The sequence below is a fragment of the Pseudomonas paraglycinae genome, assembly GCF_021601625.1.
GTDB lineage: Bacteria > Pseudomonadota > Gammaproteobacteria > Pseudomonadales > Pseudomonadaceae > Aquipseudomonas > Aquipseudomonas paraglycinae.
The window spans coordinates 41,207-62,255 of sequence record NZ_BQHR01000005.1 but is presented as its reverse complement, the minus strand read 5'-3'; the positions used below and the strand labels follow the sequence as shown (position 1 = coordinate 62,255).

General features: G+C 61.0%; 21 protein-coding genes and 4 tRNA genes. 11 read left to right on the top strand and 14 right to left on the bottom strand.

Annotated elements, in window-relative coordinates; genetic code table 11:
* Nucleotides 1-57: 57 nt before the first annotated feature.
* The 4 genes from L6D82_RS08985 to L6D82_RS08970 all read right to left on the bottom strand — a co-directional run bounded on the left by L6D82_RS08985 (nucleotide 58) and on the right by L6D82_RS08970 (nucleotide 4,355).
* On the bottom strand, nucleotides 58-1,404 hold the full coding sequence (locus L6D82_RS08985; protein ID WP_085747724.1) for a sigma-54-dependent transcriptional regulator: 1,347 nt from the start codon (nucleotides 1,402-1,404) through the stop codon (nucleotides 58-60).
* Nucleotides 1,401-2,990, bottom strand: a complete 1,590-nt coding sequence (locus L6D82_RS08980; protein ID WP_085747725.1) for a sensor histidine kinase — start codon at nucleotides 2,988-2,990, stop codon at nucleotides 1,401-1,403. Before L6D82_RS08980 ends, L6D82_RS08985 begins: the two co-directional genes overlap by 4 nt.
* Nucleotides 2,980-3,213, bottom strand: a complete 234-nt coding sequence (locus tag L6D82_RS08975) for a PP0621 family protein (RefSeq protein WP_085747726.1) — start codon at nucleotides 3,211-3,213, stop codon at nucleotides 2,980-2,982. Before L6D82_RS08975 ends, L6D82_RS08980 begins: the two co-directional genes overlap by 11 nt.
* Before the next feature lie 125 nt (nucleotides 3,214-3,338).
* On the bottom strand, nucleotides 3,339-4,355 hold the full coding sequence (locus L6D82_RS08970; RefSeq protein WP_085747727.1) for an outer membrane protein assembly factor BamD: 1,017 nt from the start codon (nucleotides 4,353-4,355) through the stop codon (nucleotides 3,339-3,341).
* Nucleotides 4,356-4,507: 152 nt separating this feature from the next.
* On the opposite strand from L6D82_RS08970, the gene rluD reads away from it, so the two are divergent.
* The 8 genes from rluD (at nucleotide 4,508) to L6D82_RS08930 (ending at nucleotide 11,382) form a co-directional block, all read left to right on the top strand.
* Nucleotides 4,508-5,470 carry a 23S rRNA pseudouridine(1911/1915/1917) synthase RluD gene (gene rluD / locus L6D82_RS08965; RefSeq protein ID WP_085747728.1) on the top strand — a complete coding sequence of 321 codons (963 nt, stop codon included), beginning with the start codon at nucleotides 4,508-4,510 and terminating at the stop codon, nucleotides 5,468-5,470.
* Nucleotides 5,467-6,189 (top strand): peptidoglycan editing factor PgeF, encoded by a 723-nt coding sequence (pgeF, locus tag L6D82_RS08960; RefSeq protein WP_085747729.1) that lies wholly within the window; start codon nucleotides 5,467-5,469, stop codon nucleotides 6,187-6,189. Before rluD ends, pgeF begins: the two co-directional genes overlap by 4 nt.
* 130 nt (nucleotides 6,190-6,319) lie before the next feature.
* Complete coding sequence (clpB, locus tag L6D82_RS08955; RefSeq protein ID WP_102716614.1) at nucleotides 6,320-8,884, top strand: ATP-dependent chaperone ClpB; 2,565 nt, start codon at nucleotides 6,320-6,322, stop codon at nucleotides 8,882-8,884.
* A gap of 298 nt (nucleotides 8,885-9,182) precedes the next feature.
* Nucleotides 9,183-9,258, top strand: a tRNA-Asn gene (locus tag L6D82_RS08950).
* Between the two features lie 9 nt (nucleotides 9,259-9,267).
* Nucleotides 9,268-9,344: transfer RNA gene (locus tag L6D82_RS08945), tRNA-Pro, on the top strand.
* A gap of 5 nt (nucleotides 9,345-9,349) precedes the next feature.
* Nucleotides 9,350-9,425, top strand: a tRNA-Lys gene (locus L6D82_RS08940).
* Nucleotides 9,426-9,522: 97 nt separating this feature from the next.
* Nucleotides 9,523-9,599: transfer RNA gene (locus L6D82_RS08935), tRNA-Pro, on the top strand.
* 160 nt (nucleotides 9,600-9,759) lie between these two features.
* On the top strand, nucleotides 9,760-11,382 hold the full coding sequence (locus L6D82_RS08930; RefSeq protein WP_236188785.1) for a methyl-accepting chemotaxis protein: 1,623 nt from the start codon (nucleotides 9,760-9,762) through the stop codon (nucleotides 11,380-11,382).
* Nucleotides 11,383-11,453: 71 nt separating this feature from the next.
* Here L6D82_RS08930 and L6D82_RS08925 read toward each other — a convergent pair whose 3' ends face one another.
* The 5 genes from L6D82_RS08925 to L6D82_RS08905 all read right to left on the bottom strand — a co-directional run bounded on the left by L6D82_RS08925 (nucleotide 11,454) and on the right by L6D82_RS08905 (nucleotide 14,810).
* Nucleotides 11,454-11,861 (bottom strand): HvfA family oxazolone/thioamide-modified RiPP metallophore, encoded by a 408-nt coding sequence (locus L6D82_RS08925; RefSeq protein WP_007959573.1) that lies wholly within the window; start codon nucleotides 11,859-11,861, stop codon nucleotides 11,454-11,456.
* A 211-nt stretch (nucleotides 11,862-12,072) separates the two neighbouring features.
* Nucleotides 12,073-13,371 (bottom strand): NAD(P)/FAD-dependent oxidoreductase, encoded by a 1,299-nt coding sequence (locus L6D82_RS08920; RefSeq protein WP_064599500.1) that lies wholly within the window; start codon nucleotides 13,369-13,371, stop codon nucleotides 12,073-12,075.
* 63 nt (nucleotides 13,372-13,434) lie between these two features.
* The gene (locus L6D82_RS08915; RefSeq protein WP_003228304.1) at nucleotides 13,435-13,608 is read right to left on the bottom strand and encodes a DUF3094 family protein; all 174 of its coding nucleotides are present in this window, start codon (nucleotides 13,606-13,608) and stop codon (nucleotides 13,435-13,437) included.
* 51 nt (nucleotides 13,609-13,659) lie between these two features.
* Nucleotides 13,660-14,187, bottom strand: a complete 528-nt coding sequence (locus tag L6D82_RS08910) for an MOSC domain-containing protein (protein WP_102686306.1) — start codon at nucleotides 14,185-14,187, stop codon at nucleotides 13,660-13,662.
* The gene (locus L6D82_RS08905; RefSeq protein ID WP_007959580.1) at nucleotides 14,184-14,810 is read right to left on the bottom strand and encodes a DUF1780 domain-containing protein; all 627 of its coding nucleotides are present in this window, start codon (nucleotides 14,808-14,810) and stop codon (nucleotides 14,184-14,186) included. Before L6D82_RS08905 ends, L6D82_RS08910 begins: the two co-directional genes overlap by 4 nt.
* A gap of 130 nt (nucleotides 14,811-14,940) precedes the next feature.
* On the opposite strand from L6D82_RS08905, the gene L6D82_RS08900 reads away from it, so the two are divergent.
* From L6D82_RS08900 to L6D82_RS08890, 3 genes are all read left to right on the top strand, one after another.
* Nucleotides 14,941-15,408: an FAD/FMN-containing dehydrogenase gene (locus L6D82_RS08900; protein WP_085689765.1), complete on the top strand. Its 468-nt coding sequence runs from the start codon at nucleotides 14,941-14,943 to the stop codon at nucleotides 15,406-15,408.
* A complete protein-coding gene (locus L6D82_RS08895; RefSeq protein WP_085747732.1) occupies nucleotides 15,405-16,094 on the top strand; it encodes an energy-coupling factor ABC transporter permease in 690 nt (229 codons plus the stop codon). Before L6D82_RS08900 ends, L6D82_RS08895 begins: the two co-directional genes overlap by 4 nt.
* A gap of 65 nt (nucleotides 16,095-16,159) precedes the next feature.
* On the top strand, nucleotides 16,160-16,375 hold the full coding sequence (locus tag L6D82_RS08890; protein ID WP_007959584.1) for a hypothetical protein: 216 nt from the start codon (nucleotides 16,160-16,162) through the stop codon (nucleotides 16,373-16,375).
* Nucleotides 16,376-16,381: 6 nt separating this feature from the next.
* Here L6D82_RS08890 and yacG read toward each other — a convergent pair whose 3' ends face one another.
* The 5 genes from yacG to pilB are packed head-to-tail and all read right to left on the bottom strand — an operon-like array spanning nucleotide 16,382 to nucleotide 20,993.
* Entirely contained in the window at nucleotides 16,382-16,582 is a 201-nt protein-coding gene (gene yacG, locus L6D82_RS08885) for a DNA gyrase inhibitor YacG (RefSeq protein ID WP_011335983.1), read from the bottom strand.
* Nucleotides 16,579-17,202, bottom strand: coding sequence for a dephospho-CoA kinase (gene coaE, locus L6D82_RS08880; protein WP_007959586.1), 624 nt, complete (start codon nucleotides 17,200-17,202; stop codon nucleotides 16,579-16,581). Before coaE ends, yacG begins: the two co-directional genes overlap by 4 nt.
* Nucleotides 17,199-18,071, bottom strand: a complete 873-nt coding sequence (locus tag L6D82_RS08875; RefSeq protein ID WP_102686305.1) for a prepilin peptidase — start codon at nucleotides 18,069-18,071, stop codon at nucleotides 17,199-17,201. Before L6D82_RS08875 ends, coaE begins: the two co-directional genes overlap by 4 nt.
* Before the next feature lies 1 nt (nucleotide 18,072).
* Nucleotides 18,073-19,290: a type II secretion system F family protein gene (locus tag L6D82_RS08870; protein ID WP_085747735.1), complete on the bottom strand. Its 1,218-nt coding sequence runs from the start codon at nucleotides 19,288-19,290 to the stop codon at nucleotides 18,073-18,075.
* A 2-nt stretch (nucleotides 19,291-19,292) separates the two neighbouring features.
* Nucleotides 19,293-20,993 carry a type IV-A pilus assembly ATPase PilB gene (pilB, locus tag L6D82_RS08865; RefSeq protein WP_085747736.1) on the bottom strand — a complete coding sequence of 567 codons (1,701 nt, stop codon included), beginning with the start codon at nucleotides 20,991-20,993 and terminating at the stop codon, nucleotides 19,293-19,295.
* Nucleotides 20,994-21,049 lie beyond the last annotated feature (56 nt).

Below are 21,049 nucleotides of genomic sequence, written 5' to 3'. Positions count from 1 at the left end.
AGTTTTTCTTTCGGCGACTGACAAATCGCTTTCGCGGGCAAGCCCGCGAAAGAGGCGTTAATCCAGACCCAGCTTCTTCAGCCTGTAGCGCATCGACCGAAACGAAAGACTCAACCGCTGCGCTGCCGCCGTGCGATTCCAGCGAGTCTCCTCCAGCGCCTGCAGAATCAGTTTGCGTTCGACGCTCTCCAGATAGTCTTCCAGGTTGTCGATTTGCGTGAGATCGGCAATACCACCTTCAGCGGCGGCGTTTCCTTCACTCAGGCGTAAATCCTCGGCCTCGATCGTGCGGTTTTCACACAGGGTGTGCGCCCGCTCAAGCACGTTCTCCAGCTCCCGCACGTTGCCCGGAAAACGGTAGTTTTTCAGCGCCTCTAGGGCATGAGGATGAAGACGTGCAGCCGGTTGCCCGGTGCCATTGGCCAGGCGCTTGAGCATATGGACGGCCAGTGCTTCGATGTCCTCGCGACGTTCGCGCAGGGACGGCACACGCAGTTCGATCACGTTGAGCCGGTAATACAGATCCTGACGAAAACGCTCGGCAGACACTTCCGCGTCGAGGTCCTTGTGCGTTGCGCAGAGGATGCGCACATCGACCACGGTTTCCTGTTGGCCGCCGACGCTGCGCACGGCTTTTTCCTGGATCGCCCGCAGCAGCTTGACCTGCATCGGCAGCGGCAGGTCCGCCACTTCATCGAGAAACAGCGTGCCGCCATGGGCCGCCTGAAACAGCCCCGGTTTATCCTCCACCGCGCCGCTGAAACTGCCTTTGCGGTGGCCGAAGAACTCGCTTTCCATCAACTCAGACGGAATCGCCCCGCAGTTCACCGGCACAAATGGCTGGCTGGCGCGCGGGCCCTGCTCATGAATCAATCGGGCCACCAGCTCCTTGCCACTGCCGGACTCGCCGCTGATGTAGACCGGCGCCTGACTGCGGGCCAGTTTGTCGATCTGTTTGCGCAGATTGCGCATCGGTGGTGAGTCGCCGAGCAACCGCCGGTCGATCGAAGTGCAGACATTGCCCGGCGCCGGCATGCGCAATGCCGAGCCGACCAGCTCGCGCAGGCGTGTCAGGTCCACCGGTTTGGTCAGGAAGTCGAAAGCCCCGGCTTTCAGGGCGTTGATCGCCGTTTCCAGGCTGCCGTAGGCGGTGATCATTGCCACCGGCAGTTGTGGATAACGTTGCTGAATGTGCTGCACCAGTTCCAGGCCGGTGCCGTCGGGCAGGCGCATGTCGGTCAGGCACAGATCGAAGGTCTCGCGGTGCAGCAGCGCCTGGGCTTCATTGAAATTGCGTGCGCTGAAGGTGTCGAGTTTCATCCGTCCCAGGGTGATTTCCAGGAGTTCGCGGATATCCGGCTCGTCGTCGACGATGAGGATTTTTTGCCGTGGGCTCGTGTTCAACTTTGTTTCCGTCCGTGAGCAAAGGTGATGCGAAAGCAGCCGCCGCCTTGGCGTGATTTGAAGTCTAGGCGCGCTTGATTGCTTTCGCACAGCTCACGGGACAGATAAAGCCCAAGGCCGGTGCCCTGGCTGCTGGTGGTAAAGAACGGTTCGAACAGGTGAGCCTGCTGATCCAGCGGCACGCCGGGGCCGTTGTCCTGCACTTCGAGCACGGCCAGCGTGCTCTCGGGGTCGATGGACAGCGTCAGCCAGACCTCGGCCGGATCGTGCAAAAGGGCGCTGTGGCGCCAGCCGTTGCGTAACAGATTGTCGAGAATCTGCGTGAGCTGGCCGGGATCCATCAACGTGCGGAAATCCCCCGGGCCGATGTGCAGATGAATGTGCTGGCGCTCGCCGGCCTGTTCGCGGCTCTCGCTGACGAACTGCTCCAGCCACGGTTTGAGATCCAGCCGTTGCGGCGCGCTCTGCTGGCGGCGGGACAGTTGCAGGACGTTTTCGATGACTCGGTTCATGCGCAGGGAGTGGTCTTGAATGATCTGTGTCAGACGCCGATCCGCGCCGTCGAGTTCCTCGGATTCCTGCAACAGCTGCGCGGCATGACTGATGGCCCCCAGCGGATTGCGGATTTCATGGGCGATACCGGCGGTCAGCCGGCCCAGCGCGGCCAGTTTCAATTGCTGGGCCTGCTGGGCGATCTGGGCGAGGTCTTCGAGAAACACCAGGGTCTGGCGATTCGGGCTCTGTTCCAGGGCGATGAAGCTCGGCTGCAGCTCCAGGCCGTTGCCGGCGATTTTCAGGCTTTGCGGGCGCAGGGTCGGGTTGTTCAGCCACAGTTGCAGGCGTTCGACCAATGCGCTCGAGTGGTCGTCGATCAAGTCGCCTTCAAGGTGCGTTTGTCCCAGCAGGGCCTTGGCGCTGTGGTTGGCCAGTTGCACCCGGCGCTGTTCGTCGAGCACCAGAATGCCGGTGCGCATGCGTTGCAGGATCAGCGCGTTGAGGGCTTCGAGCCCCACGACCTCGCTGGCGCGCAACTCGGCCAGGTTCTCACTGACTTCGAGACGACGGATCAACCCTTGCACCAGCAGCGAGGCGGCAAAGCACAAGGCGCCGAGGGTGCCGGCCTGCAGATAGTCGTTGGCGCTCAGGGGATGGCTGAAACTCAGCAGAAAGCTGAGCCCGACGATGCCGAGGGTGGCGACGGCGGCGATCAGCAGGCCGATGCGTCGTCGCAGCAAGGTGTTGCTGATGGCCACCGAAACGATCAGCAAGTTGCCGATCGCACTGGCCACACCGCCCGCTGCGTAGAACACGCCGCACAGCAGCAGAATGTCGACCAGTGCCAGAGCGAACAACTGGGCTGGGCGGCGGATGTTCTCGAGAAACACCACCAGCAGGATGTTCAGCACCAGGTACAACCAGCTGCCATTGCGCAGCAACTCGTCGTTGGCCGAGGTCAGCAGGCGGTTGTCCATGTTGCTGGAGATCAGCAACACCAAGGTGATGCCGACACTCAAACGGTACAGATGATAGAGGCGCAGCAGTCGCTGGGCCTGTTTGCTGTCGGCGTTTTCGGCCTCAGCGATCACTGGAACCGGGGCCTTGCTCAAGGTGAGCCTGGCTGCAATACCACTGTTGTTGAAGGTTCAGCGCGCGGTCGCGGGGCAGGTGCACGCCGCAGTGGGCGCAGCGCACCATCGGTGCGGCATCCTGTTCGCGAGGCGGTCGGGCGGACGAGGCGGGGGCCTTGAATTTGCGCCACAACCAGACAGCAGCGGCGATCAAGGCAATCCAGAACAGTAAACGAAGCATGATGGGCGGCTTTTCGGCTAATGATTCGGCAGTTTAGCCAAGGACCCGACAAGCGCACAGCCCAATCACACGCCGCAATAAAAAGGGAGATCCGAAGATCTCCCTTTTTGGCATCACCGAAGTGATCAGTCGAACAGACCGAAGGTCATGTAGCTGAAGATGGAACGGTCGCTGTCGCTCGACTCCGGTTCCGGCTCTTCGATCACGTCGCCGTTTTCGTCTTTTGGCTTGAGCTCGTTCGGGATCGCGTCTTTCGCGTCCTGGAACTGCTTCTGCACGTCCTGGTTGGCGCGGGTCTCTCCCGGCGGCAGCGGCGGACGGGATTCGATCAGGCCCAGAGTGGCCTTGCTCAGGAACGAACGGTTGTCGGCTTCGGCAACGCGAGGCACGAACTGACCGTCCTGCAGGCTCGGGTGGTTCGGGTAGTTGAGCTTCAGGGTTTCCAGGCTGGTGGCCGCCAGTTCGTCCAGATGCAGACGCTGGTAGGCTTCGGTCATTACCGCCAGGCCGTCGCCGACCGATGGGGTCTCCTGGAAGTTTTCCACTACGTAACGGCCACGGTTGGCAGCGGCGACATAGGCCTGACGGGTCAGGTAGTAGTCGGCCACGTGGATTTCGTAGGAAGCCAGCAGGTTGCGCAGGTAGATCATGCGCTGCTTGGCGTCCGGCGAGTAGCGGCTGTTCGGGTAGCGGCTGGTCAGCTGGGCGAACTCGTTGTAGGAGTCGCGGGCGGCGCCCGGGTCACGCTTGGTCATGTCCAGCGGCAGGAAGCGCGCCAGCAGGCCGACGTCCTGGTCGAACGAGGTCAGGCCCTTCAAGTAGTAGGCGTAGTCCACGTTCGGGTGCTGCGGATGCAGACGAATGAAGCGCTCGGCGGCGGACTTTGCAGCTTCCGGCTCCGAGTTCTTGTAGTTGGCGTAGATCAGTTCCAGCTGTGCCTGATCGGCGTAGCGACCGAACGGATAACGCGACTCCAGAGCCTTCAGCTTGGCTGTGGCGCTGGTGTAGCTGTTGTTGTCCAGGTCCTGTTGAGCCTGCTGGTACAGCTCGGCTTCACTCAGGTTTTCGTCTACGACTTCCTTCGATGAGCAAGCAGCGGTCAATGCGAGGATGGCGATCAGCAGCAGGTGTTTCACTTGCATGGCGGCTTGCGTCCCTATGACGGCCGCTGTCTTGGGCGGGGCCGTCCTGTTATGATGAGCGCCCCGTTGAAAAGCCCCGGGGCAAAAGACGCCGTATTTAACCACAAGCGCGCAGCCGAAACCAAAGGCTGTAGCCGACGCCCAGTCCGAGCATGTCCGATAAAATTGAACTTCGCGCAGAGGTGCCGTCCGAATTGGGCGGCCAACGCCTCGATCAAGTCGCCGCCCAACTCTTCGCCGAGCACTCGCGCTCGCGCCTTTCCGCCTGGATCAAAGAAGGTCGCCTGACTGTGGACGGGGCGGTCATCCGCCCGCGCGACATCGTTCATGGCGGTGCCATCCTTGAGCTGACTGCCGAGCAGGAGGCCCAGGGTGAATGGGTCGCTCAGGACATCGAACTCGACATCGTCTATGAAGACGACGACATTCTGGTGATCAACAAGCCTGCGGGCCTGGTGGTGCACCCGGCTGCCGGTCACGCTGATGGCACCTTGCTCAACGCCTTGCTGCACCACGTTCCGGACATCATCAATGTCCCGCGCGCCGGTATCGTGCATCGTCTGGACAAGGACACCACCGGTCTGATGGTGGTGGCCAAGACCATTCAGGCGCAGACCAAACTGGTCGCGCAGCTGCAAAGCCGCAGCGTCAGCCGGATCTACGAGTGCATCGTGATCGGCGTGGTGACCGCCGGCGGCAAGATCAACGCCCCGATCGGTCGTCACGGCCAGCAGCGCCAGCGCATGGCGGTGATGGAAGGCGGCAAGCCGGCCGTCAGCCACTACCGCGTGCTGGAGCGCTTCCGTTCCCACACCCACGTACGGGTGAAGCTGGAAACCGGTCGTACTCACCAGATTCGCGTGCACATGGCGCACATCAACTTCCCGTTGGTCGGCGACCCGGCGTACGGCGGTCGTTTCCGCATTCCGCCGGCCGCGAGCCAGACCATGGTCGAATCCCTCAAGCACTTCCCGCGTCAGGCCCTGCATGCGCGGTTCCTTGAGCTGGATCACCCGACCACCGGTGAGCGCATGAGCTGGGAATCGCCGCTGCCGGAAGATCTGGTGTGGCTGCTGACCCTGCTCAAACAGGACCGCGAGGCATTCATCGGATGAACTGGCTGACGCCGGACTGGCCCGCGCCGGCCAGCGTCAAGGCCTGTGTCACCACTCGCGAGGGCGGCGTCAGCGAGGCGCCGTTCGACAGCCTCAACCTGGGCGATCATGTCGATGACCGTCCCGAGGCCGTCGTCGAAAACCGTCGGCGCCTGACCGAACACTTCTCTATAAAGCCTGCCTGGTTGCAGCAAGTGCACGGGATTGCCGTGGCGCATGCTGATCCGTCCGTGGTGGCCACGGCGGATGCCAGCTGGACGGCAACACCCGGTATCGCGTGTGCGGCGATGACCGCCGACTGCCTGCCGGCGCTGTTCTGCGACCGTGCCGGTACTCGCGTCGCGGCGGCTCATGCCGGTTGGCGTGGATTGGCGGCCGGCGTGCTGGAGGCCACCCTCGACAGTCTGGACGTGCCCGCCGAAGACGTTCTGGTCTGGCTCGGCCCGGCTATCGGCCCGCAAGCCTTTGAAGTCGGCCCGGAAGTCCGGGAAGTCTTCATCAATCAATTGCCCGAAGCCGAGACAGCCTTTGTCCCGAGCCACAACGCCGGCAAGTTCATGGCTGACATCTATAAGCTGGCGCGGCTGCGTCTGGCGGTCCGCGGTGTCACCGCTGTTTATGGTGGCGGTTTCTGTACAGTGACCGATCCGCGCTTCTTTTCCTATCGCCGTGCGCCTCGCACTGGTCGCTTCGCCTCTTTAGTCTGGCTTACCCGCTAAACTCTCTGATCTGCATCAACTCCCTGACGCTTGAATCTTCCAGAATCGACCGCATCTATAGCGGTATCTGGCAGGTTTCTTTATTCAGGATGGTTTTTTAGGTCCGGCCTGCTCAAAAGGAAGGTGACCCATGCGTATAGACCGTTTAACCAGCAAATTGCAGTTGGCGTTGTCCGATGCCCAATCCCTGGCTGTCGGCCACGATCATCCTGCCATCGAGCCGGCGCATTTGATGCAAGCCATGCTTGAACAACAGGGTGGTTCGATCAAACCCCTGTTGATGCAGGTGGGCTTCGACGTCAACAGCTTGCGTAAAGAGCTGACCAAAGAGCTCGATCAATTACCGAAAATCCAGAACCCGACCGGCGACGTGAACATGTCGCAGGATCTGGCGCGTCTGCTCAATCAGGCCGACCGTCTGGCCCAGCAGAAGGGCGACCAGTTCATTTCCAGCGAGCTGGTGCTGCTCGCCGCGATGGACGAGAACAGCAAGCTCGGCAAGTTGCTGCTCGGCCAGGGCGTGAGCAAAAAGGCGCTGGAGAATGCGATCAACAACCTGCGCGGTGGCGAGGCGGTGAATGATGCCAACCACGAAGAGTCGCGTCAGGCGCTGGATAAATACACCGTCGACCTGACCAAGCGCGCCGAAGAAGGCAAGCTTGACCCGGTGATCGGCCGTGACGACGAGATCCGTCGCACCATTCAGGTTCTGCAACGCCGCACCAAGAACAACCCGGTGCTGATCGGCGAGCCTGGCGTGGGTAAAACCGCGATTGCCGAAGGGCTGGCCCAGCGCATCATCAACGGTGAAGTGCCGGACGGCCTGCGTGGCAAACGCCTGCTGTCTCTCGATATGGGTGCGCTGATTGCCGGCGCCAAGTATCGCGGCGAGTTCGAAGAGCGCCTGAAAGCGCTGCTCAACGAGCTGTCGAAGCAGGAAGGGCAGATCATTCTGTTCATCGACGAACTGCACACCATGGTCGGCGCCGGTAAAGGCGAAGGCTCGATGGACGCCGGCAACATGCTCAAACCGGCCCTGGCCCGTGGTGAGCTGCATTGCGTCGGCGCGACCACGCTCAACGAGTACCGCCAATATATAGAGAAGGACGCGGCCCTCGAGCGGCGCTTCCAGAAAGTGCTGGTGGACGAGCCGAGCGAAGAAGACACCATCGCGATCCTGCGTGGCCTCAAGGAGCGTTACGAGGTTCACCACAAGGTGGCGATCACCGACGGCGCGATCATCGCGGCAGCCAAGCTCAGCCATCGCTACATCACTGACCGGCAACTGCCGGACAAGGCGATCGACCTGATCGACGAGGCGGCCAGCCGCATCCGCATGGAGATCGACTCCAAGCCGGAAGTGCTGGATCGTCTGGAGCGGCGCCTGATTCAACTGAAAGTCGAATCCCAGGCACTGAAGAAAGAAAGCGACGAAGCGGCGATCAAGCGCCTGGAAAAACTCCAGGAAGAAATCGTCCGCCACGAGCGTGAGTATTCGGATCTGGAAGAAATCTGGAACTCGGAAAAAGCCGAGGTGCAGGGTTCTGCACAGATTCAGCAGAAGATCGAACAGTCCCGTCAGGAACTGGAAGCCGCGCGCCGTAAAGGCGACCTGAACCGCATGGCCGAGTTGCAGTACGGGGTGATCCCGGATCTGGAACGCAGCCTGCAAATGGTCGACCAGCACGGCAAGAGCGAAAACCAGTTGCTGCGCAGCAAGGTGACCGAAGAGGAAATCGCCGAAGTCGTTTCGAAGTGGACCGGTATTCCGGTGTCGAAAATGCTCGAAGGCGAGCGCGACAAGCTGATGAAGATGGAAAGCCTGTTGCATCAACGCGTGATCGGCCAGGACGAAGCAGTGGTTGCTGTGGCCAACGCGGTGCGGCGCTCCCGTGCCGGGTTATCCGACCCGAATCGCCCGAGCGGCTCGTTCATGTTCCTCGGCCCGACCGGTGTCGGTAAAACCGAGCTGTGCAAGGCGCTGGCCGAATTCCTCTTCGACACTGAAGAGGCGATGGTGCGGATCGACATGTCCGAGTTCATGGAGAAACATTCCGTGGCGCGGCTGATCGGTGCACCACCGGGCTATGTGGGCTACGAAGAGGGCGGTTACCTGACCGAAGCGGTACGGCGCAAGCCTTACTCGGTGATCCTGCTGGACGAAGTCGAGAAGGCGCACCCGGACGTTTTCAACATCCTGCTGCAAGTGCTGGAGGATGGCCGTCTGACCGACAGCCACGGCCGTACGGTGGACTTCCGCAATACCGTGATCGTCATGACCTCCAACCTCGGTTCGATGCAGATCCAGGAACTGGTCGGCGATCGTGAAGCACAGCGGGCAGCGGTGATGGATGCGATTTCCACCCACTTCCGTCCGGAGTTCATCAACCGGGTCGACGAAGTGGTGATCTTCGAGCCATTGGCGCGGGATCAGATCGCGGGCATTACCGAGATCCAGCTGGGCCGTCTGCGCAGCCGTCTGGCCGAGCGCGAGCTGAAGCTGGAGCTGAGCCCGGAAGCGATGGACAAGCTGATTGCCGTCGGCTACGACCCGGTCTATGGCGCACGGCCGCTGAAGCGGGCGATCCAGCGCTGGATCGAGAACCCGTTGGCGCAGTTGATCCTGTCGGGACGCTTCATGCCGGGCGAGACTGCGACCGGTGTGGTGGAGAACGACGAGATCACGTTCAACTGACGCTCGACGGTGGTGAAGTAAGGAAGGCCTCGCGATGCGAGGCCTTTTTTTTCGCCAGGCTGTTGAACTCAAAGGAAAAGGCTTGTAAAGTGCGCCCCGCAGTCAGTCACCAACACGGTTTCAGCTCACTGGGCAGAAATCTGAAATAAGTTGCAAATCATTAACTTGAAAGCAATTTAGGGGGTTGACAGAGGTGTTCTAGGTTGTAGAATAGCGCGCCTCAGACACACGAACGCAGCGATGCGAAAACGATGTCGAGAAGCTGCAAGTTTCACCGTTGTAAATTGAAATATGTAGTTCCGTGATAGCTCAGTCGGTAGAGCAAATGACTGTTAATCATTGGGTCCCAGGTTCGAGTCCTGGTCACGGAGCCAATTTCAAACCGGGGTATAGCGCAGTCCGGTAGCGCGCCTGCTTTGGGAGCAGGATGTCAGGAGTTCGAATCCCCTTACCCCGACCATTTTTGGGTCGTTAGCTCAGTTGGTAGAGCAGTTGGCTTTTAACCAATTGGTCGTAGGTTCGAATCCCACACGACCCACCATTTTTGAAACCAGGTAATACTGGGATCGAATCTTAAGATCAGAAGCCAAAAGCGCTGATCGAAGAAGGCGATCTTTGAAAGGTCGCCTTTTTTTTACCGGGGTATAGCGCAGTCCGGTAGCGCGCCTGCTTTGGGAGCAGGATGTCGGGAGTTCGAATCCCCCTACCCCGACCATATTAAAAATCCTCGTATCGAAAGATACGGGGATTTTTTTTGCCCTGCGGAAATGTTTCATTCAAGTCGTCATACAACTTGCCGATAGCCCGCTAACGAAAGGGGCCTGCCGCATCAAGCGCTCCTGAATTCTGCCAATACAAGAAAAAGGGCGTTCGTCATGTTGCTTCGTCAGTTGAATATTGCTCCCCGTGCCGCCCTGAGCTTTGCCCTGATTGCGGTGCTCGTGGCGTTGCTCGGGGTGTTTGCGCTGGGGCAGATGTCGAGCATCCGCGACAGCGAAGTGGCGGTAGAGACGCAGTGGCTGCCGAGCATTCGCGGCGGCGACGAGATCCGCGAAATCATGTTGCGCATTCGCACCATTTCCCTGCGCATGGCGCTGGATCAGGATCCGGCCAACATCGCCACCTACCGCAGCCAGATGGACACCCGCGACAAGGAACTGAGCGAGAAAATCGCCGCCTACGACCGGCTGGTGACCACCCCGGAAGGCCAGCAGTTATACGATCAGTTCAAGAAAACCTTCGCCGCCTACCGCACCGGCATCGCCCAGTCGTTCACCCTCGCGGAGCAAGGCAAGCGCGATGAGCTGACCAAGCTGCTGCTGGTCGACATGAAAACCGTGGTCGACGGCTCCGGTAAGCAACTCAACGATCTGGCCGATCTGTTCGCCCGCCAGGTCGCCGCCGAAAGCCAGAACTCTGCCGCCCACTACGAAACCTCGCGCACCATCGTGACCTTGTTCATCGCTCTGGCGGCGTTGGCAACCGTGGCCCTGGCCATGTTGCTGACCCGTAGCATCGTTCGCCCCTTGAGCGCCGCCGTCGACGCTGCCGAGCACGTCGCCAGAGGCGATCTGACCCGTCCGATCGAAACCCACGGCAATGATGAAGTCAGCCGCTTGCTCAAGGCGTTGGCGACCATGCAGCAGAACCTGCGCGAAACCCTGCAGGGCATCAGCGGCTCGGCCACGCAACTGGCGACTGCTTCCGACGAACTGAGCGCGGTGACCCACGACAGCACGCAAGGGCTGCAACAGCAGAACAACGAGATCGAACAGGCCGCCACCGCCGTCAACGAGATGACCACGGCGGTCGAGGAAGTTGCCCGCAATGCGGTGTCGACGTCTGACGCTACCCGCCAGTCCAGCGAGTCGGCACAGTTGGGCCAGGAACGGGTCAGCGAAACTGCTGGGGCCATCAACGCCCTGGCCAGCGAAGTCGAGCACACCGGCGAACTGGTGCAATCGCTGGCCAATCAGTCGCAAAACATCGGCAAAGTGCTGGACGTGATCCGAGCGATCGCCGAACAGACCAACCTGTTGGCGCTCAACGCAGCCATCGAAGCCGCGCGGGCCGGGGAGAGCGGGCGCGGATTTGCGGTAGTTGCCGATGAAGTCCGGGCGCTGGCTTATCGCACGCAGCAATCGACCCAGGAAATCGAGCAGATGGTGCAGGGCATGCGCAGCGGTTCGAGCCTGGCGTTGGAGTCGATGCAGGCCAGTGCCTCGCGCGCCGCCACCCTGGTGCTGGCCGAGCGGGCCGGTGAAGCGTTGCAGACGATCACAGCCTCGGTCCACGAAATCCACGAACGCAATCTGGTAATCGCCAGCGCCGCCGAAGAGCAGGCGCAGGTGGCGCGGGAAGTGGATCGCAATCTGGTGAACATTCGCGATCTGTCGGTGCGCTCGGCGGCGGGTGCCGATCAAACCAACGCATCCAGCCATGAACTATCGCGACTGGCCAACGCCTTGCAGGGCATGGTGCGACGCTTCCAGCTGTAATCGTGCAGGCGTGAAAAAGCCGCGCTTCTCGTCAGAGATCGCGCGGCTTGTTTTGTCGGGCAGGCTGAAAATCAGGCACCATCCTGGTCTTTCAGGTGTTCGAACAGGCCTTTCGGCATTTTCTTGCCATTGGCTTCGAAATTGGCCTTGACGTTGTTGTACGCCTCTTGCTCGTCGATGAAGCCGTCGTGGTTGGTGTCGATCTTGTCGAAGTCGGACTTCGGCGCGACCTTCAGGAACTCGGCGCGCGAGACCTTGCCGTCGCCATCGGTGTCGGTCTTGGCCATCGACGCATCGCCGCATTTGCCTTCACCGCATTTGCCTTCCGGGGTTTTCACCGAGGTTTCAGCCGAGGCAACCATGTAGCCCTGGGCCAGCGGTTGCGCGGCGAACACCGAGCCGGACAGCATCAGGCCGCCGGCCAGTACGGCACCGACCAGGCCAAGGGAGTTTTTGCCGATTTTCGAAGTACGGGACATTGCATTCTCCTTCGGTTGCACTGCGCAACCACACGTTAAGGGCGATCAAGCCGGAGCAGTTGTGCTCGGGTGTGGCCATTAAGCGGTGGCGGTGTATCGCGTCTGTGTCGAGGAGCGGGACGTTTGTAAGCGAAGGTGGGGAAAGCAGGGGGCAGATACAGTAGAAGACAAAACACCGTGAGGGCGAGCCCGCCCCCACGGTGTTATTACATCAGTGCAGCTTCAGGCGTGGCTCGGTGCCGCGTCCGATCTTGCTGCCCAGCATCAGCATCGCCGTGCGGAACGGCCCGTACAGCGCCATCTGGTGCATGCGGTACAGCGACACGTAAAACATCCGCGCCAGCCAGCCCTCAAGCATCACGCTGCCGGTCAGGTTGCCCATCAGGTTACCCACCGCCGAAAAACGCGACAGCGAAATCAGCGAGCCGTAGTCGGTGTACTTGTACTCCGGCAGGGTCTTGCCTTCGATGCGCAGTTTCAGCGACTTGGCCAGCAGCGAGGCCTGTTGATGCGCGGCCTGGGCCCGAGGTGGAACGTTGCGATCCGAGCCCGGTTGCGGGCAGGCGGCGCAGTCACCGAAGGCGAAAATGTTTTCGTCGCGGGTGGTCTGCAGCGTCGGCAGCACTTGCAGCTGATTGATGCGGTTGGTTTCCAGACCGTCGATGTCCTTGAGGAAACCCGGTGCGCGGATCCCGGCGGCCCAGACTTTCAGACTGGCCTTGATCTCGTTGCCATCGGCGGTGATCAGGCTGTCGGCGGTGACCTGACTGACCGACGCGTTGGTCATCACGTTGACCCCGAGTTTCTCCAGAGTCTTGTGCACCGGCCCGCTGATGCGCTCAGGCAGGGCTGGCAGCACCCGTGGCCCGGCTTCGATCAGGGTGATGTGCATGTTTTCCGGTTTGATTCGGTCCAGACCGTAAGCCGCCAGTTCATGGGCGGCGTTGTGCAGCTCGGCCGCCAGTTCGACACCCGTGGCGCCGGCGCCAACGATGGCCACGCTGATCTGCTGGACCACATCGGTCTGCCCGGCGTGAGCACGCAGATAGTGATTGAGCAGTTGCTGGTGGAAGCGCTCGGCCTGTTTGCGGGTGTCGAGGAACAGGCAGTGTTGCGCGGCGCCCTGGGTGCCGAAATCGTTGGTGGTGCTGCCGACCGCGATCACCAGCGAGTCATAGGGCACTTCCCGCGCCGGAACCAGCTCAACGCCGTTTTCGTCGTAGGTGGCAGCCAGCTGGATCTTCTTCTGCTCACGATCGAGCCCGCTCATGCGCCCCAGCTGGAACTCGAAGTGGTTCCATTTGGCCTGGGCGACATAGTTGAGTTCGTCTTCGGAAGAGTTCAGCGATCCGGCGGCCACTTCGTGCAACAGCGGTTTCCAGATGTGCGTGAGGTTCGCGTCAACCAGCATGATGCTGGCGGTGCCGCGTTTGCCCAGAGTCTTACCCAGACGGGTAGCCAACTCCAGACCGCCGGCGCCGCCGCCGACAATGACAATACGATGGGACATAGGGATAGCTCGCAAGGTTTTGAAAGGAAATCGGTACGGCTACCCGAGCGAGCGCGATGCAGCTCATAGCGTCAGGTAACTGATAAGTCGGCTCAACAGGCCCAGACCAATAGTCACTGCCAGCACCAGCACCAGGAGCATCCACGGCCGGAATGGCCGGCGCTCGACACGGTGTTGGGACAACTGCAGGTACTCTTCGACATGCTTCTGGTCTTCGGGGTTCAGGCGGCTGGTCATAAAGGCCTCGTCAGGTAGACGTTACTGAATGAGAACACGCTACAGCGGTTTTCAACCGGGATTGAACGCAGCATAGCCACTGTCCGGGACCGGTTCGACAGACACACTGTCCCCGAGGCGAATGATCCCGCTTTGTAACACTCGTGCGGTGATTCCGCCATGCCCGCGCACGGCCTGGAATGTTCCGGGGCCAAGGTTGTTTTGCAGGCGCGCACACGGCTGGCACCAGCCCGTGGTTTCGAAAATCGCCTGACCAATGCGAAAGCGCCGCCCCTTGAGGCTGAACAGGTTGATCCCGCTTATAACGAGATTGCGCCGCAGATCTTCAGGCGTGACCGGTTGTTCGGCCGACCGGCCCATCAGGGCGCTGATCACGGCCAGATGCTCCCACTGAATCAGCGTCACCTGCCGCGCATTGCGCACCCCGGGACGAGCGTGATCGCCAGTGAGCCCGGCTTCAAGCCGCGCCTCCACCGCATCGAGCGCAAGCATCGGCCCCCGTGACTCGGGGCGCACGCCAATCCAGCGCACGCATCCGGTCTGCGGAACATCGGCAATCAATTGTTGAAGTGGCGTCACAGGCTGATCCCGACATCGAACACGATGCTGCGCCCCAGGTTACCGCGCAGAAAGTCCGGGGCATCGGGATGGGCGAACAACACCCGGGCAAAGGTCGGCCCGACCAGCGACAGCGAACGCCAGCCCTGACGCAAATATTCGGTGGGCGGCGGAAAATGGCTGTTGAGGTCGAGCACTTCGCGTTTGAGGCTGGCGAAGGCAATGATGTCCAGCTCGCCGAGATCCATGCCGCGTTCCTTGTAGTTGTGCGCTTTCTTGCGCAAGGTCGGCGCCAGTCTCAGCAGAAATTCATTGGCCGGAATCCGCCGCGGCTTGGCTTCACGCCTCACCAGTTGGCTGAGGGAAAACGCACTGCGCCGACGTTGCAGCTCATCGCGCCATTCGTCGTTCAGCCGACGACCTTCGTCGAGGACGAAAAACACCTCGAAATTGGCGTCGCGAAACAAAACGTCCGGCGGCTCACCGGCCGGGGCGAATTCGTCGGCGCGATAAGGAATGTTCAAGCCTTGCAGCAGGCGCTGGCAGACCCAACGCTCACGCTCCCATTTGCGGGCATTGGACAGGAATGCGTTGGCTTGCTCGGCCGCGATGGTCAGCAGGCGTAAATAATCTGAGTCATCCATAGGCCCTAGCTTAGCGTTCAATTGCGACAAGCAGAAAGCGTTCGCGCGGCAAAGTGCATCAGTGGGCAGTCGGGAGGGGCGGTGTAGACTGAGGGCACCGTGTATTAACGTCGAATGAAAGGGGCTGAATGTGAAATTTCGCTGGCTGTTGTTGTTCGCTGTCGTTCCGCTATGGGCCCATGCGCTGGAAATAGGTGAGCGACTGGCACCCTGGACGCTGCTGGACCAGTACGATCAGCCGTTTACTCTCGATGACCGCACTACGACGCTGTTGGTGGCGCGTGACATGGACGGTGCGAAACTGCTCAAGCAAGCCATGGCCGATCAGCCCAAGGGCTATCTGGAGGCGCGGCACGCGGTGTTTGTCGCCGATATCCAGCGCATGCCGGCGCTGATCGCGAAGATGTTCGCCGTTCCGGCGATGCGTGATTACAGCTATCGAGTGTTGCTTGATCGCGAAAGTCGCGTGGCCTCGCGCTACCCCGGGGCCGAAGGCGCGGTGCTCTGGCTGCAGCTCAAGGACGGGCGTTTGCTGGCCCGGCACGAATACACCCAGGCGGCTGAACTACGTGAGGCGCTGGAGCAGGCTCGCCCATGATCGGCGCCGAGCTGCTGTCGTCTGCGAGCCTGCTGCTGGGATGGTTGATTTACCTGCCGGTGCTGCTCTGGGCGATTGTCCGCGCACCGTGGGTCGAGCTGTTCAGCGATAACCGCCGTCAGCATTTGCTGTTCGGCACGGTATTCGCGTTGTTTCTGCTGTGGCTGGTGCGCAGGGATTTCGACACCGGCGTGTCCTACCACTTCATCGGCATGACGGCTGTGACGCTGCTGCTGGACTGGCCGCTGGCGATCGTCGGCGGACTGGTGGCGCAACTGGGACTGGTGCTGTTGGGGCGTCAGGACCTGGTGGCCGTCGGGGTCAATGGCGCCTTGCTGATCCTGTTGCCGGTGCTGATCACCGAATGCGTGGCAATCCTGGTCGAGCGCGCCCAGCCGCGCAATCCGTTCGTGTACATCTTCTGTTCCGGTTTTTTCGCCGCCGCGCTATCGGCGTTGTTGTGTCTGACGCTGAGTCTGACGTTGCTCTGGTACGACGGCCTCTTTGCCATGCCGGAATGGCTGGAGGATTTCATCGGTTACCTGTGGTTGCTGATTTTTCCCGAAGCCTTCATCAACGGCATGGTGGTCAGCGCGTTGGTGGTGTTCTGCCCGGAATGGCTGGAGACCTTCAACCGCACACGCTACCTTTCGGCGCCGTGGAAGGACGACGATCCCAAGTCTTGATCCACATCAAATCGACTCTGCGCGCGGCATTTCATGCTCGGCCAAATCCCTTCAGGAGCAGCGGCATGAGCGTGTACGAGTGGGCGAGGCAGGAAACCCGGCAGAGTCTGGAGATGGCGCAGGAGGTGGGATTCGATCCGGGCCTGAGCCTGCGCGCCTTGCTCAGTGCGGTGGTGCAGCAGAGCAAGGCGGTGCGCAATGCCGAAGACCTGGCCGACGAGTTGCGTTTTCTGGCGGAAAACCTCGACGACGATCAGGACTACGGCTTCATGCGGCCCTGAGCGGGATCAGTGACGCGGGTCGAAATCGCCGGAAAACAGTTCGTCCTCGGCATCCGGGGCCACCGGAATCTTGTGCTCTTCCGACGCCCAGGCGCCGAGGTCGATCAGTTTGCAGCGGTCCGAGCAGAACGGACGGTATTTGTTTTCCGGGGTGAATTCCACGGGCGCGCCGCAAGTCGGGCAGTTGACGGTTGGGGTCTGGCTCATGATTGGCCTCCGGATAAAGTCAGGTAAAAGTGATGCAGGCGCTCGACCTCGCTGTGCAGCCAGGCGAGGTCGCGGTCGTTGACCACCACGTCGTCGGCACGGCTGACGCGGTCTTCGCGGCTGGACTGGGCCTTGAGGATCGCCTGAACCTGCTGTTCGCTGGTCTGGTCACGCTGCAAGGTGCGTTCGATCTGCAGTTGTTGCGGGGCGTCGATCACCAGGATTCGCTGAGTCATCGCGTATTGCCCTGATTCGATGAGCAGCGGCGAGACCAGAATCGCGTAAGGCGATTGTGCCAGCGCCAGATGATGGGCGATTTCCTCGGCGATCAGCGGATGCAGCAGCGCTTCGAGCCAGCGCCGTTGCTCCGGCACCTCAAAGATAAGTTTGCGCAGGGCCGCACGATCCAGCGTGCCGTCGGCCTGCAACACATCGGGGCCGAAGTGTTCGGCGATCTTCGCCAGCGCCGGACGGCCCGGTTCGACCACCCAGCGCGCCGCGTGGTCGGCGTCCACCACGTGGATGCCAAGATCGATGAAGTGCTGGGCGGCAGCGCTTTTGCCGCTGCCGATGCCGCCGGTCAGGCCGAGAATCCAGGGTTTTTCCACAGGGGTATTCATTTCAAACCGACAAACTGCCAATAGAAGCCGGTTATTTGACCACCCCAGAGCAAGGCAATCCAGCCGGCAATTGCCAGATACGGGCCGAAGGGAATCGGCGTCGAGGTTTTCTGGTCCCGCAGCTTGAGCAAAATCACCCCTAGCACGGCACCCACCAGCGAGGACAAGAGGATGGTCAGCGGCAAAATCTGCCAGCCGCCCCAGGCCCCAAGCAGCGCCAGCAGCTTGAAATCGCCGTGACCGATGCCGTCCTTGCCGGTGATCAGCTTGAACAGCCAGAACACCGACCACAGCGCCATATAACCCAGCACCGCGCCCCACAGGGCGTCGTGCAGCGTTACGAACAGCTCGAAGCTGTTGACGATCAGCCCCAGCCACAGCAGCGGCAGCACCAGCACGTCGGGCAGTAACTGATGCTCGGTGTCGATCAGGCTCATGGCCAACAGGCCCCAGGTCAGCACGATCAGCAGGCACGCCGGCCAGCCGAAACCCAGGTGCCAGGCAATGAATGCCGAGAGCAGGCCGCAGACCAGTTCGGTGAGCGGGTAGCGCTTGCTGATCGGGGCGCTGCAACTTGAGCAGCGCCCGCGCAGGAACACGTAACTCAACACCGGAATGTTTTCCCACGCGCGGATCCGGTGGCCACAGTGCGGGCATTGCGAGTGCGGCAGCATCAGGTTGTAAGTGGGCAACGGCGCTTCAACGGGCAGCCCCAAAACATCGTGAGCCTGCTGGCGCCATTCACGCTCGAGCATTTTCGGCAGGCGCCAGATCAACACATTGAGGAAACTGCCGACCACCAGCCCCAGCAGCAGGGCGGTGAAGACAAAGGCCAGTGGATAGAGACTGAAGAGTTCGTCGATAGGCATGTCAGATCGCTGAGCCGAGTTGGAAGATCGGCAGGTACATCGCCACCACCAGACCGCCGACGATCACCCCGAGCACCACCATGATGAACGGCTCCATCAGGCTGGTGAGGTTGTCGACCATGTTGTCCACTTCGTCCTCGTAGAAACCCGCGACCTTGTCGAGCATCTCGTCCAGTGCGCCGGACTCTTCGCCGATGGCGGTCATCTGCACCGCCATGTTCGGGAAGATGCCGGTGGAGCGCATCGAGAAATTCAGCTGCATGCCGGTGGAAACGTCCTGACGGATACGCAGCACGGCGCGCTTGAACACCACGTTGCCGGTGGCCCCGGCCACCGAGTCCAGCGCTTCAACCAACGGCACGCCGGCTGCGAAGGTGGTCGACAGGGTCCGGGCGAACCGCGCCACTGCGGACTTGTACATCAGCGTGCCCACCAGCGGCAGCTTGAGAAACCAGGCGTCACGCCGGTCGCGCATGGCCTGGGATTTTTTCAGGGCATGGCGGGTGCCGAAAAAACCGGCCACCAGCAGACCAAGAATCGCCCACCACCATTGCTGCATGAATTCGGACAGGCTGATCACCATCAACGTAAAGGCTGGCAGTTCGGCACCGAAGCCAGAGAACACCGACTGAAACTGCGGCACCACCTTGACCAGCAGAATCCCGGTAACCACCGCCGCCACCAGCACCACGGCCGACGGGTAGGTCATGGCCTTCTTGATCTTGGCCTTGAGGCTTTCGCTCTTTTCCTTATAGGTCGCGACCCGTTCCAGCAGGGTGTCGAGCGCGCCGGACTGTTCACCGGCATCCACCAGGTTGCAGTACAACTCGTCAAAATACTGAGGCTTCTTGCGCAGCGCGGCGGCGAAGCTGTTGCCGGCGGCGACTTCCTGTTTCACCTCGTCGACCAGTTTGCGCATGGCCGGGTTCTCGAAGCCTTCGCCAATGATGTCGAACGACTGCAACAGCGGTACGCCGGCCTTCATCATGGTCGCCATTTGCCGGGTGAACAGGGCAATGTCCTGGGCCTTGATGCGCTTGCCGAAGCTCAGCAACGAGGCGGATTTCTTGCGCACCTTCCCGGGGTTGATGCCTTGCTTGCGCAACTGGGCCTTGACCAGTGCGGGGTTCTGGCCACTCAACTCGCCGGTCACCTTGCTGCCTTTGCGGTCCGTACCTTCCCAGGCGTAGATGCTGATTTTCGCTGCCTTGACCGCCATGTTCAGTCCTTGGTGACCCGGTTGATTTCTTCAAGGCTGGTGATGCCTTGCATGGCCTTGATCAGGCCCGAGGTGCGCAGGTCGTTGAAGCCGTCCCGGCGCATCTGGGTATCGATTTCCAGTGAGTTGCCCTCGGCCATGATCAGCCGTTGCAGTTCGGGGGTGTTCTTCACCACTTCATAAATCCCCACGCGACCCTTGTACCCGCCGTTGCAGTGATCGCAACCGGCGGGCTCATAGATCGTGAAATGGCCGATGCGTTCCTCGGGGAAACCTTCCTTGATCAGGGTTTCGCGGGGGATCTCGATGGGTTTCTTGCAGTGGCTGCAGAGTTTTCGCGCCAGACGCTGGGCAATGATCAGGCTCACCGAGGTCGCGATGTTGAAGCCGGGGATGCCCATGTTGTGCAGGCGGGTGAGGGTCTCTGCTGCGCTGTTGGTGTGCAGGGTGGACAGCACGAGGTGACCGGTCTGGGCGGCCTTGATCGCGATTTCGGCGGTTTCGAGGTCGCGGATCTCGCCGACCATGATCACGTCCGGGTCCTGACGCAGGAACGAGCGCAGGGCCTGGGCAAAGTCCAACCCTTGGCGTGGATTGACGTTGACCTGGTTGATGCCTTCCATGTTGATCTCCACCGGATCTTCGGCGGTGGAGATGTTGATGTCGACGGTATTGAGGATGTTCAGCCCGGTGTACAGCGACACGGTTTTGCCGGACCCCGTGGGGCCGGTTACCAGAATCATGCCTTGGGGCTGCTTGAGGGCGGCCATGTACAGGTCTTTCTGTTCCGGCTCGTAGCCGAGGGCATCGATGCCGATCTGGGCGCTGGAGGGGTCGAGGATCCGCATCACCACTTTCTCGCCCCAGAGCGTGGGCAGGGTGTTGACCCGAAAATCGATCGACTTGCTCTTCGACAGACGCATCTTGATCCGCCCGTCCTGGGGTTTGCGCCGTTCTGAAATGTCGAGGCTGGCCATGACCTTCAGGCGCGCGGCAATGCGCCCGGCGAGCTGAATCGGCGGCTTGGCCACCTCCCGCAGAATGCCGTCGGTGCGCACCCGCACCCGGTAGTTCTTTTCGTAAGGCTCGAAGTGCAGGTCGGACGAGCCGCTCTTGATCGCGTCCAGCAGCATCTTGTGCACGAAGCGCACCACCGGAGCGTCGTCGGCGTCGATTCCGCCGAGGGTGTCCTGTCTGCTGTCGTCGGCCGACTCGATGTCCAGCCCGTCGAGGTCGACATCGGCCATCTCCTCCAGGCCGGTGGCGTGGGTGTCGAAGAATTTTTCAATGGCGTCGGTGAGTTTGTCGTCTTCGACCAGAATGGCTTCGGTGCTCAGCCCGGTGCTGAACTGAATGTCATTGATCGCCTGGTGATTGCTCGGGTCGGAAATCCCCACGAACAGTTTGTTGCCGCGCCGCCAGAGGGGCAGGGCGTGGTGCTGGCGCACCAGTTTTTCACTGACCAGGCCCTTGGGCTGGGTTTCCTTGTCGAGACAGTTGAGGTCGAGAAATGCCATGCCGAAATGCTCCGAGGCTATTTCGGCGACCTGCCAGCTCTTCACCAGTTTGTTCTGCACCAGGTAACTGACCAGCGACAGGCGATTGCGCTGCGCCTGCTGCCAAGCCTGCTGGGCACTCTTTTCCGTGAGCAATTCGGCCTGGACCAGTTGTTTGGCCAGACCGCTCAGAGCGATGTCATTCATGGGGTTTCCACGTGCTTGCCGTTCATGACTTATAGCCTAGTCAAGTGACAGCGCCA